This is a genomic window from Anaerolineales bacterium, assembly GCA_003105035.1.
Lineage (GTDB): Bacteria > Chloroflexota > Anaerolineae > Anaerolineales > UBA4823 > FEB-25.
Genome location: PQAL01000014.1, coordinates 1 through 18079, shown reverse-complemented (window position 1 = coordinate 18079; position 18079 = coordinate 1). Strand labels below are relative to the sequence as shown.

General features: G+C 43.0%; 13 protein-coding genes. 5 read left to right on the top strand and 8 right to left on the bottom strand.

Annotation, left to right across the window (positions count from 1 at the left end):
- Nucleotides 1-4: 4 nt before the first annotated feature.
- Nucleotides 5-2695 (bottom strand): hypothetical protein, encoded by a 2691-nt coding sequence (locus C3F13_06600; GenBank protein ID PWB54420.1) that lies wholly within the window; start codon nt 2693-2695, stop codon nt 5-7.
- A gap of 151 nt (nt 2696-2846) precedes the next feature.
- Here C3F13_06600 and C3F13_06595 point away from each other — a divergent pair, with 151 nt between their 5' ends.
- Nucleotides 2847-3092 (top strand): hypothetical protein, encoded by a 246-nt coding sequence (locus C3F13_06595; protein ID PWB54419.1) that lies wholly within the window; start codon nt 2847-2849, stop codon nt 3090-3092.
- A gap of 85 nt (nt 3093-3177) precedes the next feature.
- Here the strand turns inward: C3F13_06595 and C3F13_06590 are convergent, their stop codons facing one another.
- From C3F13_06590 to C3F13_06570, 5 genes are all read right to left on the bottom strand, one after another.
- Nucleotides 3178-4137, bottom strand: coding sequence for a hypothetical protein (locus C3F13_06590; GenBank protein ID PWB54418.1), 960 nt, complete (start codon nt 4135-4137; stop codon nt 3178-3180).
- 95 nt (nt 4138-4232) lie between these two features.
- Nucleotides 4233-6419 carry an oxidoreductase gene (locus C3F13_06585; protein ID PWB54417.1) on the bottom strand — a complete coding sequence of 729 codons (2187 nt, stop codon included), beginning with the start codon at nt 6417-6419 and terminating at the stop codon, nt 4233-4235.
- Nucleotides 6420-6455: 36 nt separating this feature from the next.
- Nucleotides 6456-7646, bottom strand: coding sequence for a hypothetical protein (locus tag C3F13_06580; protein ID PWB54416.1), 1191 nt, complete (start codon nt 7644-7646; stop codon nt 6456-6458).
- A 1527-nt stretch (nt 7647-9173) separates the two neighbouring features.
- Nucleotides 9174-10241, bottom strand: a complete 1068-nt coding sequence (locus C3F13_06575) for a hypothetical protein (protein PWB54415.1) — start codon at nt 10239-10241, stop codon at nt 9174-9176.
- Nucleotides 10238-11188: a glycosyltransferase family 2 protein gene (locus C3F13_06570; GenBank protein ID PWB54414.1), complete on the bottom strand. Its 951-nt coding sequence runs from the start codon at nt 11186-11188 to the stop codon at nt 10238-10240. Before C3F13_06570 ends, C3F13_06575 begins: the two co-directional genes overlap by 4 nt.
- 362 nt (nt 11189-11550) lie before the next feature.
- Between C3F13_06570 and C3F13_06565 the strand changes: the two genes are divergently transcribed.
- The 4 genes from C3F13_06565 (at nt 11551) to C3F13_06550 (ending at nt 14401) form a co-directional block, all read left to right on the top strand.
- Nucleotides 11551-12432, top strand: coding sequence for an LLM class flavin-dependent oxidoreductase (locus C3F13_06565; protein ID PWB54413.1), 882 nt, complete (start codon nt 11551-11553; stop codon nt 12430-12432).
- Between the two features lie 167 nt (nt 12433-12599).
- Nucleotides 12600-12983, top strand: coding sequence for a cupin (locus C3F13_06560; protein PWB54412.1), 384 nt, complete (start codon nt 12600-12602; stop codon nt 12981-12983).
- Nucleotides 12984-13241: 258 nt separating this feature from the next.
- Nucleotides 13242-13430 (top strand): hypothetical protein, encoded by a 189-nt coding sequence (locus tag C3F13_06555; GenBank protein ID PWB54411.1) that lies wholly within the window; start codon nt 13242-13244, stop codon nt 13428-13430.
- Nucleotides 13431-13843: 413 nt separating this feature from the next.
- Entirely contained in the window at nt 13844-14401 is a 558-nt protein-coding gene (locus C3F13_06550; protein ID PWB54410.1) for a hypothetical protein, read from the top strand.
- Between the two features lie 162 nt (nt 14402-14563).
- Here C3F13_06550 and C3F13_06545 read toward each other — a convergent pair whose 3' ends face one another.
- Both C3F13_06545 and C3F13_06540 read right to left on the bottom strand, forming a co-directional pair.
- Nucleotides 14564-16360 carry a hypothetical protein gene (locus tag C3F13_06545; GenBank protein ID PWB54409.1) on the bottom strand — a complete coding sequence of 599 codons (1797 nt, stop codon included), beginning with the start codon at nt 16358-16360 and terminating at the stop codon, nt 14564-14566.
- A gap of 384 nt (nt 16361-16744) precedes the next feature.
- The coding region (locus C3F13_06540; GenBank protein ID PWB54408.1) for a hypothetical protein at nt 16745-18079 on the bottom strand (1335 nt) is incomplete at its 5' end.

Genomic DNA, 18079 nt, shown 5'->3' with positions numbered 1-18079 from the left:
AATTTCAATGTAATCCTTTTTCAGTGTCGGATGAAGTTTCATCAATTAATACCGGTTGGCTCCATCCACCCCAATCAAAATCACTGTTTCCAGCTGGTCCTGGGAGTGCTTCATAGATTATTTGCACCATCTGACCCCCGTATTGACTGAGATCTACTGCTTCATCAAACCAAATTCGATCGTTTGGGTTGTTTTTTGGATCAATATATTTTGAAAATATCCTATAAACCAGGTTGGGATTATCAGGATATCGGATATAAATGTTATACTCGACTCCATCTCCTTTTGCCGGATCCCATACTTCAGAAGCCATGCCAATACCAAACTTGAGAACAGATTTAAGAGGAAGGGTCATAGAATAGACCAACCGGGAAGAAGGATGCTCATAAAGAATGGGGCGTGAATCATTGTTAATCGTTTGGTTTGTTATATCGATCTTTCCAGGATTTTCAAATAGCAATTCGCTTTGAGCATCTGGAAAATGCTTCAAAAAATCATAAACTACCGGTTGTACGATACGAGGTTCACCCCAACCAGCCCAATCGTAGTCACAATTGTTATTAGGTCCACAGTCGGTTGAAAATGTGATTGAAACAGTCTGTCCAGTCCACCTGCTTAAATCTATTGAGCCAGTAAACCAATGCCGCTGCTCTGGAAAATTTTTCGGATCGATAAATTGAGAAAATAAATGGTGTCTCGTATTATTGCTATCAGAAAGAAGAATGTCAAATTGTACACCATCGCCCATACCATTATTCCAGGTATAAGGATCCAACTGGTAATAAAATAAAAAACTCGCATACGCAGGAATTGTTATTGTATATTCAACGGATGAGGGCGGATGCTCAAATAATATACCTTTTGGCAATTCATTGATGATGAATGAGGTACGCTTGATATTGGTAGAAATGTTTGATGTTGTTTTGTATGCCGAAATTATGTTTGTTAGAAAATCGAAGGAAACCGAAGGATCATAGGGTGATTCGTATTGTTCGCCTTCACGCAAATAACTGGAAACGTAAGAGGGATTAATATTAAGAATATTCGATATATAGTTTAATATTGGAACTGTCCAATACTGTTCTTTGCCAAGAAAATTTGATTGTACCCAATTCATTCCTTGGTTTGTTAATAATTTTGAATTTAATTCCACAAGCGTATTATCAACAATGTAAGATGTCTGGACATTATTTTGATTTAATATGAATGCCTCATCCGGATCTACTAATATTGAATATAAAGGAATATTCCGCCACCAATTATCAATATCACTATTTGTTAGCACAACAGCGCCAATATTAAGACTTTTAAGAGCATCCTTCAAATCTACAATTGTTTTTCCTTGTAGAATCGCATATGTTGGTTTTGTATACAAAACTATCCCGGTGTTATCAATATAATAATTCCAGCGGTTTGTATCTATTAATAGATTCTCTCCTGGGGGTAGAAGCTGCTTAGCTTCAGTTATGGGTTTAAGTAACTCGATAAGCGTGTCATCATTGGTAACTTTTACGCGCCATTCTTCTGAAGAAACAACTTTAGATGCTGAAATAATCAATAGTAAAACAATAATTACAAAATAAGCTTTTGGAAAAATTGATCGATATCTTGGATATGGTAATGAAAGGCTGGCTTCTTGCTTAGATGTTATTAAATATTCAAGAGTGTCATAGGAATACCAAATTAATACCGAAATACACACTGCTGCAAAAGGATACCAATGTAAGGAATAACGAAAGTTATTGGCAAACCATTCGGTTAGTACAATTCCATTTACTTTAAATAACATGAAAAACGGCAAAACAATCGATAATAATAGAAGGCTATAAAAAGCACCAATTTGTATTTTTTCATCGTCTTTTTTCTTACTCCACAATAGTAGTAATAATAATGCACTTAGAATTCCTGGCACACTTAACCTGAAACCATCCCTTTGAAAAATAACAAATAATTGCTGTAGTGGAGTTGTTGCGCCATTAAGTTTAGCTTCACTTTGTTCCAAATATACTTCTGAAAGCGCTGTTCCAGCAATGGCAGTCTGTTTTTCTGTATTGCCTCTCAGGTTTCCTGTAGCTATATATGCATTTACATATCTTAAGCTTCCGAAGAATAATCCTATCCCGACTGCTCCGACGATTAAGAAAATACTTTGCCATCTGATACTCATGAAAACTGAATATATTCCCCATGCGAAAATCATAAAGCACACAATTAAAATATTCAAGGTGTGTCCCATGGCAGCGCAAATTACTAAAATGAATGGAGGTAGTAATAATGGCAAATTAATTCGCTGGTGTTGCATTTTTTTGGTTGAAAATCCAACCAAAATTGTTGCGAAAAGCAATAGTGGAATTATTCGGAAAGCATCTCGGCTATTTTGGTAGCTAATATATTCCAATTGAGGAACTTGTAGAAAAATAATTACAGCCAATGAACCAATTCCAGGTCGTTTAATGACACCTGATAAAGCAATAATGGCTAGCAACATATAGACGAAAGTAGTTTGAAAAGCTATCCGAACAGCATAGTCATTCGGATATCCAAGTTCTCCTCCAGTATTCATTAACGCATGGCTTAGATAAGCAGGAAACAACAAACCATGAGGATCACCACGGAAATTACCATTAGTCGAGTCCCAAAAGCCTGGTCCATCTTTGGTTGATCGTTCTTCAGCAATATATAATGCTTGACCCATATAAACTAATGCGTCATTACTTGTTACTGGTGGAATAGCATTAAGAACTAATTTCTTAGCAGTTATTATCATGACAATTACTAAACCAACATATACAAAATATGTTACCCATCGAGATTTCATTTTTTCAGTAGAACTCTTAGGATACCGAATGAGCTCCCTAATGGTGTTAGGCCCAAATATCACAGATAACAAAATACCAATAATTACTGGGGGGATTATAAAAAGCCAACTTGGAGAACCAGGCAGTATAGTAATGAGTAAAATAACCCATCCCCCCAAGGCAAAAGGTGCTAAACAAAAACCAATTAAAAACCTGGAGATGGCCGGAACCTTTAAAAACTGCTCCTTCGCGAGTGCTAGACTACCTAATCCAAATGAAATTATCACTAGCTGAACCAAATATATAAATATCCAAGCATTAGCGGAAAATTGCATGAATTAGCTCCAGTAATAAAAAGCTACGTACACACATAGAAATATCAGCTATTATTTACAGTTTCACCTTTTAAATTCTTAAAACGATCAATACCAAGAATCGCAATGGAAATTAAGCCTAATATCAATGGAATGCTGGTTCGTAGTATGGTTTGAATTAATACTGTTGAAACAACAACATCTTGAGGTATACCAAGTCGAGATAATAGTAAACCTAAAGAGATATCGCGGGTACCTAATCCATAAGGTAATGGCGATGTCCAGCCAGCCAGAATAGACAAAACAAGAATATAATTAAGATAGAAGATATTAATCTGCCATCCGAATTCTCTAAGAATCATATACAATACCAGAGCCTGGATAAAGTAATTCAAACAAAAGATTGCCAACGCAGCAATGAAATTCGTCCAGCGCATATTCTTTATTCCGCTGCGAAAGTTTGAAATTGTATTCGTGACGCTCTTGGTTTTTAATCCAAGGATTTTGATGGGGATTAAATGCTCCAATTTTGGTAAATATCGGAATAAAACAATCGCCAGTATGGCAAACAATAATACCAACAGAGATGGTCCCCACGCATTCCTATCCCAAATTCCTGGCATAGGGATAATTGTTATTAAACCGATCACGATGAACCATCCTACTGTCTCCAAAGCGACAGCAACAGTTCCAAGGGATATTGGAACATCGATTACTGCTTTGTATAATAGAACACGGGTAGGTATACCTAGACCTATATTACTCACAAAATTTATCGCAGTCCCTCCACCTGTCGTTATTAAATAAACATTTCCTAAGGCTGCTTTTACCCCCGTTCCTCGCAACATTATCCAAGCGCCAATTGCATAAACGACCACAGATAATAATTCGAGAATCAAAAGGTTTATGACTGTCGATACGGATAGATTCCTCAGAACAGAAATATCAACTTTTTTCAATATATAAATTCCAAAAGTAATAAATATCAAAGCGCCAAAAAGCCACATAAAACGGTATTTTTTCATGAAGTATCTTGTTCTTAGTAACTCGTAAATTAGTTTAATTCGGAATTATCAATGTAATCTTTGATTGATGTGTATATTTAGTTTATTTCTCGGAATTATGTATATATTTTGATAAGGTTACCGTTTTTTTGTGATTCTAATGCTCCAAATGTAACTTTCGTTGTCAAAATATAACTTTCAAAACAAACAGGGACGGGATTATTATCAATCGCCGTATTTATGAATGCCTCCATTTCGTTCTCAAAACCTTTATCCTGGCCAAATTTTCCACTAATTTTCTTTACACGTCCATCTCGAATAAGTTTTAGAGAACGAAAATCATCCAAAACTGCAATTGAACTATCACAAAAGACTTCTATACGTTCTTTCGGGAAGGACTTATCTCCGTTTGAAGCATAAATGATAGTTCCGATTGATCCATCGCTAAAAGAAATACTTAATGTGGCATTGTCAACATTGATTATGTCCTCACGATTATTTCCTGCTATTGTGTGAGACCATACTGATACAGGATTTGCACCAGTGATATATTGCATAACATCCACAAAATGACAAACTTCTCCAACTATTCGCCCCCCTCCCTCAATAGGATCATGAATCCATTTATTCCTGGGCTGAAAACCAGCATTGACCAGGTAAGTAATAACCATCTGTTGCGATCTATTGGAAAAGAAACCTTTAATTTTTGGCATAAAACTCGAAAAACGCCTATTGAAACCCACCATTACCCTTCCGTTTCCTTGCTTCGAATCGTAGGCTGCAACTACTTGATCTAGGTACTGAGAATTGACAGCTAATGGTTTTTCTACATAGACAAATTTCCCTGCTTCTAATGCCGATGAAACCAATGAACTATGCGTGTCATGGCGAGTAAAAATCATCACGGCATCAATTTTGCTGTCACTAAAGATCTGTTCAACGCTTTCAGCACAGTATCCAAATTGATATTTTTTCCCTATTGACAATGCATTCAATCCTTGAGCTGTTGTTATTGCTCGGAAATCGATCCTATTCGACCTCGCCAAAATTGGTATGAGTACATTGGAAGCAAAATTACCCGCACCAATAATTCCTAGGCGTACCTTATGTGATAATGGGTCTCGTGATATTTTTTCATTAATCGCGATCCTGGAAGGTACAACCATTTTCTCAGAATTATATTTCAATAAAATACCTACTGGCGTATTTCCTTTTTGTCCACCATCATTTATTATTTCATACGCTTGTGTTGCTTGTTCAATTGGAAATTCATGTGTAATCAATGGTTCAACACGAATACTTCCCTTCTTTAGGAAATCAACAAATGCTTCCATATTTCGATTTTCAGTCCATCTTACATAACTAATTGGATAATCAATGCCATACTCTTCATAATTCGGGTCATAACGACCTGGTCCGTAAGACATCGAGGTTAAAAATTGAAGCTCTTTGTACACATAAGTCTCACGAGGAATATTCATCCCAACTTTTCCAACAGAGACCACTCGTCCACCTTTACGTAGTATATCTCCCGCTAAGATAACAGGATCGCTAGATCGAGTAGCGGCAGTAATTATTACCTTGTCGACTCCAATTCCGTTGGTAAGTAGATTAATCCTGCCGAATAAATTAGGATCATTCCGAAGAATTACATCATCGATATCAAATAGTCTCGCTATTTCAATCTTTCTTGGATCAAGGTCGATTCCGATTACGCGACATCCTGCAGCATGGAGAATCTGGTTGGTTAGTAATCCAATCAAACCTTGCCCAATCACAGCAATGACTTCACCTAAAGAAACATTCGCATGGCGTACTCCCTGTATTGCAATTGCTCCTATTGTCACGAACGCAGCCTGACGAAAATCAACCTTATCAGGCAACTTTACGCATAGATTTCTCGGTACATAAACTACTTCGGCATGGTTGGCATAACCACCTCCACCACAGGCGAGCCGATCACCAATTTTTATGTCAGATATGTCTGAGCCTACATCGATTACTGTTCCCGCACAACTGTATCCTAGTGGTAATGAGGTTTCGAGATTTCGTTTTGTGATTTGAAAAGCCGTCATTAGACCATCCCGATTGGCGATATTAATGACTTTACGAACTAGGTCGGGGCGTTCCAACGCTTTACCAAGGATATTTCTTTGTGCGGTTTTTATAGTGCTTCCCTCTGTCCCCAGACTGATCAAAGAGTAGTGATTACGGACCAATACTCCTTGAGGTCTTAAGGTGGGTTGAGGTACATCTTCAATAGATAAAACTCCGGATTTAAAATTCTGGATAATTTGCTTCATTACAAATCCTCATCATCAAATTAGTAATTACAAGTTTCAATTCACCGGTTTGCCATTCAGAACAAGAAGCAAGTCAGATAATGCCAGGCACATCCACGCCTGCGCCCATCGCATTAATGGATATCGTTTGATTATAAATCTTGAATGTTGAAAGTAAAAATGTCCATCATTTGCCAGCATATTACTTAAGGTCCAAGAAGCTACTAACAAGGCTTGATGACGATAAGCGGTATTAACTTGAGAAGCCAGCGAAAAGGTAATTATTCCTTGAGAAGCTCCATGAATATCAATTGGATATATCTGGTTATGTTGATATTTTGGAATATATCCATCTCTGAATAACTTCGAGCTATAAAACTCAATTCCTTGATTATATGCGTCCAACCATTGTTGGTCACCTGATACGATCAAATATTGTAAAAGCGAATCCAGAATATAACCCGTATGATAATTGTCGTGCTTAAGATAAGATGAAGTGTGAGGATGCATATAAAACCACGCACCATAATCAGTTTGCTTACTCACTACAAACTGCATTAATTTACGACTTTCTTCAAGGAGATCTACTTGCGGCACATATTTATAAAGACGGATCATAAAACCTGCAATAAGTGCAGAAACATTGATGACCATTGTTCGGTCATAAGGGGTATAGCTGTAACCATACAGACCACTATCATCAAATTGTTTGTGAAGATCTTTGCGAATAAATCCGATAATGCTTGTTGCACATTCTAAATATCTTGACTCGTTAGTTACTTCATACGCTCGTAGCATTGCTTGTCCAATAGCTGTAGAAACAATCGCATTTGGCCCATAACGCGGGACAAAAAAAAGGGATGATTGCCAAGGCATGTTGTAGCCCCAACAAAGTCCACCGTATGTACCTGGAGATGGATATTGTAATAACCATTCCAGGCATTTATCCATTTTTTCCCTAAAGTTAATGTCACCAGTGATATCGTATAGATTTGCGTAAGTATGGGCAAATAAACCAATCCCCTTTGGGTTTTTCTCTTTTGGTATTCGAAAGATAGGTCTTAAATTAATTGGCGAACGGGCAATGATTTGAGTAAAAACTATTTTCAGTAATTTTGAATTCACAATAATTTTGGAAAATGGGCTATTCAAAGCATCAAACTTATCACTACCTTTATAATTTCTGACTTCAGCATAATTAAGTGCATATTTTAGAATTTGAGCTATTGTTTCTAGCGAATATTCCATAAATTAAGAATAATTCCTTTCCTTCAAATAATAAATCGTTTGTGTTCGATTTTTATTGCAGATAATTCCACAAGTCAAAATCAGATTAATGTGGTGATCCTAGGTCAAATGCTACACTGATTGATGATGAATGAGAAAAACTTTGATTGCCCGGGTATGGGAATTGTTTTATTAAAAACATTTGATAAAGTAAAAGCTGATTTTAACTGACTTAAAACCTGCCGATTCTTACAATCCTCCTACTGTACAACTATCCTGGATCGTTATCGTAACACTAGATATAAACCAGAGATATAACAAAGCCAACACTAGAATCAAGCGGGATAGCTAATCCGTACGATTTGGTATAGTATACCCGGGCTTGAAGGGATAATGGACCACAAAAACTAGCCACCAACCATTGGAGAAGAAAAATCTAGAAAATATATCTTTATTACAAAACAGCACGGTTTCATTTCCGGGTTCATGATCTGTATGATATCGTGCTTGGGCTCGAGATAAAAAGCTGATGCGAGCCAGTCGTGAGTAAGGCATAAAAATCACATACATTGGTCGTCAGAAGGCAGATTTCAAAGGGCGAGCGGTCTGGATCTTTGAATAGCCACAAGACAAGCCACACCGACGAGAGTGTTTTGCAGAGTTGGAACATATATGGGCAAATTGAACATAGAGTTAGTCACAGAAAAAGATGAAGCGCTCGCCGTCCATTATCAGGACAACACACAGATGTAGGTCGGGTAGTGAAGCAATGAGGTAATACTCACGACTAAAAAGATAGAAGGTCGATGAATCAAGTAGAAATGGAGCTTAAAACTCTGGCAAGAAGTATCAAACTTAAAACAGTCAAAATCTCACCCACCAATTGCATCCTTCGTAAAATGGATATATATTTGATCGCAAGTGTATCCTGGAGTTGATGCACAAGAATAAGTTGTCGCAATTCCTCAGACAAAGAAGAATGCTCACCAAAAACAGTAATTATTAATATCCATATTATCCTATCACAATCAAAGACCTGGGTGCGTGCTACCCAAAGCACGTTCGGATGTAGCGCATAACTATTATCCATCTTGGAGTTGGACGGGGGTAAACAGCAATAATCCTGGATGCCTTATACCGGGCTATCCAAGATTGGAATCTCAATAAATCGCTTGAAGAGGAACCAACCCACTTATCCTATTAGATAGGTCAGTCTGACTTTACACTTCAAACCTATCAAAGATACCAAGACTTCCAGTCTGCGGTGAGAGCTCAACTGTATATGTTGATATAGGAAGATATTCAAAGCAGCATGATAGCGGCTTGTATGGCTGCACAACACGGCTGAGCAATACGTTATAAACTCACTGCTAAAGAAGAAAAGGTGGACCTGTCGAATTATCAAGACTATGTCGACGCACAAGAGCAAATTAAGCAATTCATTGGTGATCTATAAAACCACAAGTGCATCCATAAATGTACCCCCAAGAAACCCAAAGAATGCCTGTAAACTTATGAGTTCACTATAAGTGTTTCATGCCAATTTTCCTAAGACAACTTGGTTTGACCAAAATCTTCAACCAGCTTAACCATCCAGGATGTTACATCGATTTTTTCAGAAAGCATTTTTTCACGTCTTTCCCGCCATGTCTCTTTAATATTAGGTAAAGTGATTAACTTCTCTACGGAAGAAAGCATTTTCTCACTATCACTAGGGAGAAAACCATATGTCAACTCATAACGATGTTCTAATTCTTCCAAATATGAAATACGTCCAACAAAACTGTTGCAACGTATCGCTGGAGTTCCTAGAATTGCCGCTTCAGCAGTCATAGTTTGGCTATCACTGACCAGCAATTTTGCAAACGCCAGGGCATCGTGCATATCCACCGGGGAGATGGGAAAGCGATAAGGTTCAAATTCATCGGGTAAAGTTCTTTCACTGGTGATGAAAACCCGCCCGTGTGCCAGTAGGGTATCGAGTATACGGCGTCGTACTGATTGGCTCAACCCAACCTGACCTTTATCATGTGCAGCGTTCAGGGCTACAAAGCGCAGTAAAAAGTAAGGTTCGCCCATGGATACACCCAATTTTGATAGCACCTTTGGATTGGGAGTAAATTCGTTCGGATGGAGGTAAGCGAGTTTTTGATAGCCTCTGTATTTAATGTGCCGATGACCATAATCTTCGTGCAAACAATCAGGAGTCACGATAGCATCTGCTAAGGGATATGCCAAGCGCACAAAGGTGGGCACGGCAGCCTTATCATCTTCATTAAATACCATTGATTTGGCTCCCAACAGGCGGGCAGCATGGGATATCGCCACCGATGTTCCCATAAGCAAGTAGCTATTCGTTTTTTTTGCTGCTTTATAAACGCCCCAATCATGCTCCAGCAGCTCAATTGCCAAACCAGGGGTGCTGTGCCGCGCCACTGAGGCCACAGCATAATGAAACCCATATAAATCAAGCAGCTGTTTGGTCAGGTCTTTATCGCGAATAGTGATAGTGATTTGATAACCCCGGTCCTGCCAGTGGTGAATAGCATGGCGAAAAAGATGGACATGAGCCGGATGACCTATATCAATCAATAAATTCTTTTGATTTATGGTCATCGCAGATTTTTGTTATATTCCATATCAAACCACATTGCAAATAAAAAGAGCTGCAACCCAGCTATGGCACAAAACATTACCGCCAGGGCATTGATGGGAGGTATATGCCCAACAAATATCCACCAGTAAAACATGCGAATTGCTAAGCCTAAATCCAATAACATAAGAAAAAAACCTGCCCCATAAAATAATATCAAAGGATGAAAATCACGGATAATGTATTTTTGAACCATACGGTAGAGAAAAAGCTTGAATAGCAAAAAAGCCAGCTTAGGGATTATTCGTAAAGGCTTAATACCGGATTTTTCTCCATTTCCATATACAGGCCTGATTTCAACATCACCGACTCTAAAATTGAAAATATTTAATTTAACTAATATGTCGTTCGGCATACCATAACGTTTATAAATATCATCCAGATTTAGGGTTTGTAATACTTTTAGATTGGCGACGGTATAACCAGTCTGCGAATCAGCGATATGCCAATATCCGGAAGCGATTTTGGTTAAAAAAGAAAGACCAGCATTACCTAAATAACGTACACGCGGAACTTTTTCCCAAGCTTCACCTGAAATTAAACGGTTTCCTTTTGAGTAATCCAACTTATCCTCGATTACTGGATCGAGTAAAGCTGGTAAATCCTCTGGATCCATCTGCGCATCACCAGCCATTACTGCGGTTGCATCAATACGATTATCCCGGCACCACTTATATCCTTCTGCAATTGCTCCACCAACACCTTGGTTCTTTGGCAGGCGGATCAATGTAATACGGTTCGGGAATTTATCGATATAACTTTCTACGATTTCACAGGTACGGTCTGGACTGGCATCATCGACTATGATTATATGATCGACAAATTCAGGCATTGTTTCGATGACTCGCCGAATAAGCAATTCTTCTCTATAAGCCGGCACAACTACTGCGATTGTTTTTTCTTTGTACATAATAGAATTTAAATAATCTGGACAGGCATTATCTATTTGCCTGAAGCATCGATATTTAAAACCAGTTTCCTCTGCTTTTATGAAATATTCGCCTTCCAACAATTATAATAGAAACTAGCATAAAGGACTTGATATAAACCAAAATAACCCCCGGGAAACTTGTCTAGGCAATCATGCTGAGAGCTGATGGTGTAGGCTGATCACTTGTAGTGTTCTCGTATGCGTAATAAGGGGTACTACTCATGTATAACTTGATATCAAATTATAACATCTACGGATTTTGTCGCGTTTTTTAGCTTTACAGGGACACTTAATGGTAACCTTGCAAAAGGAATAAGAGACTTGAGAAAAAGGACAAGATTATGAAATTCGGTATTTACTTACCCAACTTTGGTCCCTATGGAGAAGCACGTGTTCTGGCCAATCTTGCTCAGGATGCAGAAAACTCAGGTTGGGATGGTTTTTTTATTTGGGATCATATTGCGGAATGGGCATTGCCGATGGTTGACCCTTGGGTAGCCCTGGCTGCAATTGCTGTTACTACCCACCGAATCCGTATCGGCACAACAGTTACACCTCTTCCCCGGCGCCGCCCCTGGAAGGTGGCACGCGAGACGGTTTCGATAGATCATCTTTCAGGAGGTCGGCTAATCCTGGGCGTAGGTATCGGGGGAGGAAAAGCCAAGTGCGATAATCTGGGTGAAGAGCCTGATCCTAAAAAGCGAGGGGCAATGCTGGATGAAGCATTAAGTGTACTGGTTGGTTTATGGAGTGGTGAACCGTTCAGCTTTGCAGGGGAGTATTACCACATTGAGAATGCACATTTTCTACCGAAACCACTACAGCAGCCTCGCATTCCTATTTGGGTGGGTGGGAATTGGCCATATAAGGCACCCTTTCGAAGGGCTGCAAAATGGGATGGCGTATTTCCATTGTTCTCGGTTTGGGATAACGAACAACAGCTCGCCCAACTAAATGACATGGTTCATTATGTAAGTAAGCATCGCAAAAATGAACAGCCAATCGATATCATCGCTATGGGGATTACACCGGATGCAGAATCGAAAGAAGGGGTTGATTGGGTCGAGCAGCGCGCCGAATTAGGAGCGACATGGTGGTTAGAATGTTTAACGCCCGATCGCGCTGGCATTGATGATTATGGAGATGAATGGCCAGTCGATGCCCTGCGAGAACGAGTTTTACAGGGCCCACCACAGTTGCGTAAACTGCATGAAGTGGGCTAACAGTGGCTCCACCGAACAGTGGCTTTGCGGGTACACACTTGGTTATCGAGAAATGGTGCGATGAGATGAGTAGCTCCGCAATCGCCACACCACCGGTGAGTCAAACCGGTAGATGGTGAAGCATAACAATCCTACTTACTCTCTGGCATATCTAAGGAGTTTGCGCGATGAAGACTACAATACTTCCAGACCGACCGGACGCAAAATCGCCTGCGGGTGCAGATATTCGTTATCTTATAGATAGCAAAACCGGTAACATGATCCACAGCACTGTCCCACCCCACCAGGTAAATAGAGCAACGGTGCATGCGACAGTCAATGAATTCTGGTATATTTTAGAAGGGCATGGTGAGATTTGGAGAGACAATGGCCTGGAGAGCTGTGTGACGGACCTTGTTCCAGGTATCTCACTCGATATTGCAACAGGAACTGCGTTTCAATACCGAAATGTATCAGACACAGACTTAAAGTTTATTTGCGTCACAATGCCGCCCTGGCCCGGTGAGTCGGAAGCTACGTTTGTCGATGGTAAGTGGCCGCCAACAATCTGATAGCAACACAATTCGCGCATGCTTCCGAGAAATCGACATCCAAATACTTGAATAGGCTGTATACTTTTTTGTTTAACTATCAGTAAGAGATAAACACCATATGGCAACCAACCCTAGAGCGACCTGCCATGCAGAAATGGAAGCCCTGCGTAATCTTCCAATCCACCTTTGGACAGGTTTATTGGCTGCCTTCCCTCGTTGGTGCTATGTAATAATTGCTCTTCGCAATTATCGTGAAACGATGCAGATGTGGTACGAATGGGTTGTTACCCAGTGGATTCAGAGGACTCATTGGAGATGTCTAGCGCCATATTAGGGATTCTGTTGACTAAAGAATACTGTAAACAAGTTAAAGACCAGCAGTTCTTTGACTTCGGATTAGACTGTAGCGGGTTCGAATCCCGCCAAATAGCAGCCGCCGGACCCGCCGAAGATCACGGCAGGTGACAGCACGGCAGGTAGCGTGGCTCCGGCGGGGGGACAATCATGGGTGAATTTAATTAATAAATAACGTTCGATCCCATATTTGGGGTTAGCTTTTCGCATACAGATTTCTGGGAGCGATGCGGGTGTAATATTTACTGAGACCTTGATATTTAAAAACTTATAAAATCAATCCAGGGATGGACAAGTAGTTTGATTCTCTGTCCAAAAATCAAACAATTGTGAGTTCGAATTCACTACTGCGCAGCACCGCCTAGAGGCAGGGTACGGTGATGTGGCCCCGCCTGGAGAGCTTGATTGTCTAGTTATCTGGAAATCTCCCGCGTTCATTTCATAAGGCAGTCTATCTGAATGGAATTCATGCAGCGGTAATTTTAGCCTTTGCATTATATGCGATAATATGCGTCAGGCGATCTATGCTAACCGAAGACTACATCATGCGAATGATATCCCAGGCATTGGCAGTCATTATGACTGCGCTGGGTTTGAAGCGGTCACGCAAATATAAAGAGGCCTTAGAGACATTTGACCAGGCTGTGGAAGGCTTGCTGGGGCTGAATGCCAGCCTGGTTAACCAGCTGGATGAAGGATCGCTAATGCGAATGCTCATCGTCCGTGAGCGCTTCGATGCAGAGCGGGCAAAGATATTAGCCGATATTTACCTCGAACAATCTGAGCTACATACGTTGCTCAACCAACCTGATGACAGCCAATTCATGGCCAAGAGGAGCCTGAGGCTCTACCTTGAGGTGTTCCTGGTCAGTGAAGGTGACACGCAGGCTGAGCTGATCCAGCAAATCGAGATGTTACGAAGCAAGGTTGCGGTGACCAACTTACAGGTAGAAACCCGTCTGGCAGTGCAGGATTATCTCGATCGCATGCTTAGCTATGATGACGATAAATTGTCTGGCGTCAAACTATCCAAAACCAGCCTGCAGGCTGACCTTGAATTGATCGAAAAGCTTGGGATTTAGTCATATTGCCCGATCGTGAGTGTCCTTGCCAGTCAGATCAGCCTGATCACTCGATCCGTCAAGGGATTAAGCAAAAAAATAACGGTCATCACAAGCGGAGATACGAATCGTCAGCCCCGCGATGGTCCGGTTATTGCCATAATTGACAGATGAAAGGAAATCTCAGCCTGACGAGTGATCCGAGTCATGCGTAGTGGGGATCTCGCCGATTATGCTTTGCCGATGGGCCCCTTTCTCAATGAATTGGACAGCTGCCTCGACCGTAGCAAAACCATTAGCGCGTCCGATTTCCCCGATCAATCCCAATCTTCGTGCAGCTTCCTGGACAGGTGCATGCACTTCAGCGGCATATATCTGAATCCCTTTGGCCTTGAGCTCGCGTACCAGGCTTCTCAGCATCTGGGCACTGGTGAGATCCAGGTTGTCTTGTGCAGCAGAATCCAATATGACAGCATACGGGGGTGGATCGGCTTTAGCGATCAAAGCCTTGATATTCTCGCGAACGGTTTGAGCGTTGGCATAATAGATCGGGCTATCCAGGCGCAAGATCATTATCCCGGGGACCGCCTGGTTTTCAGGGTGCCGGGTCAGATCTGAATATGCACCGGGAACCCCGGGAACACGCCCCAGCGAGGAGAGATGCGGTCGGCTCGATCGGTAAACAACAAACAAAAGCGAAGCTACCAAACCAATCACCATTCCCTCAGCCACATCGATCAATATCACTCCCAACATCGTTATCACGCCGAACCAGTACTCAGCCTTTGATTCCACCTGAAGTTTTTTTAGCTTGCGAGATGCCAGGATGTGCCAGACCGCATGGATGATCAGAGCTCCCAGCACAGCTTCAGGCAGAGAGGTGAAGAGAGGGGTTAAAAAGAGGATTGTCACAAGGGTTACAACCCAGGCGACCAGGTTCGAAACCTGCGTCCGGGCACCCGCGCCTTCTTTAACCGCTGAGGCTGACATACCCCCACCTACGATCATTCCACCAAACAACCCGGATCCCAGGTTTGCCAGGGCGTGCGCATTCAATTCCTGGTCGGCATTGATATCATAATTATGTTTTTCAGCAAACTCATGTGCCACACCCAGTGCTTCACTGAACGCCACGAGCAGAACCCCTATTGCAGGAAGCACCATCGATAGATAGGCTGAGAAAGGCAGTTTAGGAATAGCGATGGATGGGAAACCTTGCGGCAATTTGCCCACCACTTCAACACCATAATTATCACCTAGTTTTAGCACACTGCTGAGTAGAATGTATCCAAAGAGGATAATCAGGCCAGCAGGGATCCTCTTATTTATGCGCGGCAGCAAAAAAAGCAGAGCCAATGCAGAAGCTCCAATGATAAATGTGACCCAATTGGCATCAGGTAACTCTTTGATGATCCCTAAAAACTTCTGCACAGTGTTACCGTCAGGCTTGGCTACGCCGAACAGCTTGTTGAGCTGGCCAACTGCCACAAAGAGAGCCAGTCCCATCACAAAACCATCCATGACGGGTTTCGATAAGAATTGGGTAATAAAGCCCAGTTTGGCTATGCCTGCCGCCAGGAAAACCAGCCCAACTACGAGTACAAAGGCTGCCGCATAGGTTTGGTAAGTTAATGGATCCGCAGCATTCCCCACGACGGAACCGAGCAGGAAAGCTGATATCGTTGAAGCTAATAGAGCCGCTGTGGCTGAAGTAGGCCCGACACCCAGATGAGGGGATGTACCGAGCAGGGCATAGATAAGCAATGAGGCGACCAGGGTATACAGACCAGCCTGGGGAGGTAAGCCGGCGATGCCGGCATAAGCCATGGCTTCTGGAACCACCAGGCCCCACAGGGTGAGCCCCGCGATGATATCCAGACTGAACCACGAGCGGTCATACTTTGGCAGCCAAGACAGGATGGGTACGAAACCAGATATTTTTCGGGATGGTTTTGGGGGTTTCAAAGATAGGCTAGACATATCGGTTCCTTGAATAGTTTGAATATGTCGGTTACGGTTTCATGGGAATAGGCTCATCCACAATGCTATGGAAATTAAGTTATAACTCAAGTGACCTGGTAAAGATATTAAAACATATCAACCGGCTTACCTTCATCAACTGGCTGGCGAGAGAGAAAAACCAAGGCGGAAAGCGGACTCGCTGACTACTAGAGTCCTCCAGAAAATCCGTCCTGGTTCTTGACAAGATCCTGTCCGCAGTATACCCAGTGGGTCCCAGGTGGAATTGCAAGGATTCAATCGGGGGATCTTAATGGCAGCGACCATCAAGATCCCCCTGATATGCGCCTCAATTTTTCAGTATCTCTATCAGCAAGTCTCCCGTTTTCATCGCCGTTCAGGCACTTACTTGACGTTTATATAGATCCAGAACTGGCATACGACCTGACTGCCCGAGGCGACCTGCCATAACTCTCCGTATGTACCAGGGTCATAAGGCGCCAGCATCGGCATATAGAAATAATAGGTCCAGCCCGGGTCCACGTTGGTGGTCAGGTCATAGACATCTGACCCAACATGGAGCGGAATATTGTCCACTGCGCCGACATACGAAATATCATAGTCCGCCTGGCTCCAGCTGCTGGTCGAGCTGTTCTTGAGCACCCATACGGTGGTGAACTGTGACCCGGCGGCTTCCACAGATGCATCCGGTGGGGTCTGATTGACCAGCGTGCAGCCCGTGGCGGTGATGGGGGGTGGGGTAGGCTCGACGACCGGTGGAGCAGGTGGTGCTTCCACGACCGGCACATTCTGGGTGTTCTGGGTATATCCATATCCCGCCGACACCCAGCCAAATCCACTGGCAGAGATCTGGGTGGGGACTTTAACCTGCCACCAGACGCCATCGGCGGATTTCCCCGTGATCTCACCGGTCGATCCGGCAGGAGCCACGGCCAGGATGGGGTAGTTGGTCCCGGGTCCACTGCGCACGTTCACAGCCGTGGTGTTCGTTCCGCTGGCCGCGCCCGGGGCTGGGGTGGGCTGCACGATCGAGGCAGGGGCTTGAGGTGACTGGATGGTCTGGACATCCTGGACGTTCTTGGCCGATGCGTACTGGGCACTGACCCAGCCGTAGCCCACGCCAACCTTTTCCGGGTTCACCCGGACCACCCACCATGAGCCATCCACGCTCTTGCCGATCACCCAGCCGGTGAGGCCTGCGTTGGCGACACCGTAGGCGGCGTAATTCGTGCCAGGGCCGGCACGCACATAGGTGTTGGCCAGGGTAGTGGCTTGCGGATTATCCGGTCCAGGCTTGACCAGGTCAGTCGTGGCTGGAACGGGGGGTGCGGGTAGAACGGGTACGCCATCGGCATTTTGGACGTTCACCCAGGCGGCATCCGCCCACCCTGCTCCATCAGGCGCGACAGGGATACTGACAGCCCACCATAAGCCATCTTCGCTCTTTCCGATTACTGTGGCGGCCTGACCGCCGAGAAATGCCCCGTAGACCACATAATTCTTACCAGGGCCACCCATGATCACCGTGTTATACCTGGCGACGGCAGCCGGATCGCCTGCGCCAGGTGCGGGAAGCATGGCTACAGGCAGGTTGGGATCCGGAGTCGGTCCAGGCGGTATTTCGGTGGGCACCAGGGTCGGCACTGCACTCGCAGGAGGCGCTTGGGTGGCGATGGGCGCGCTCATGGTCACTTCCGCGATGGCTGTCTGCACCGCCTG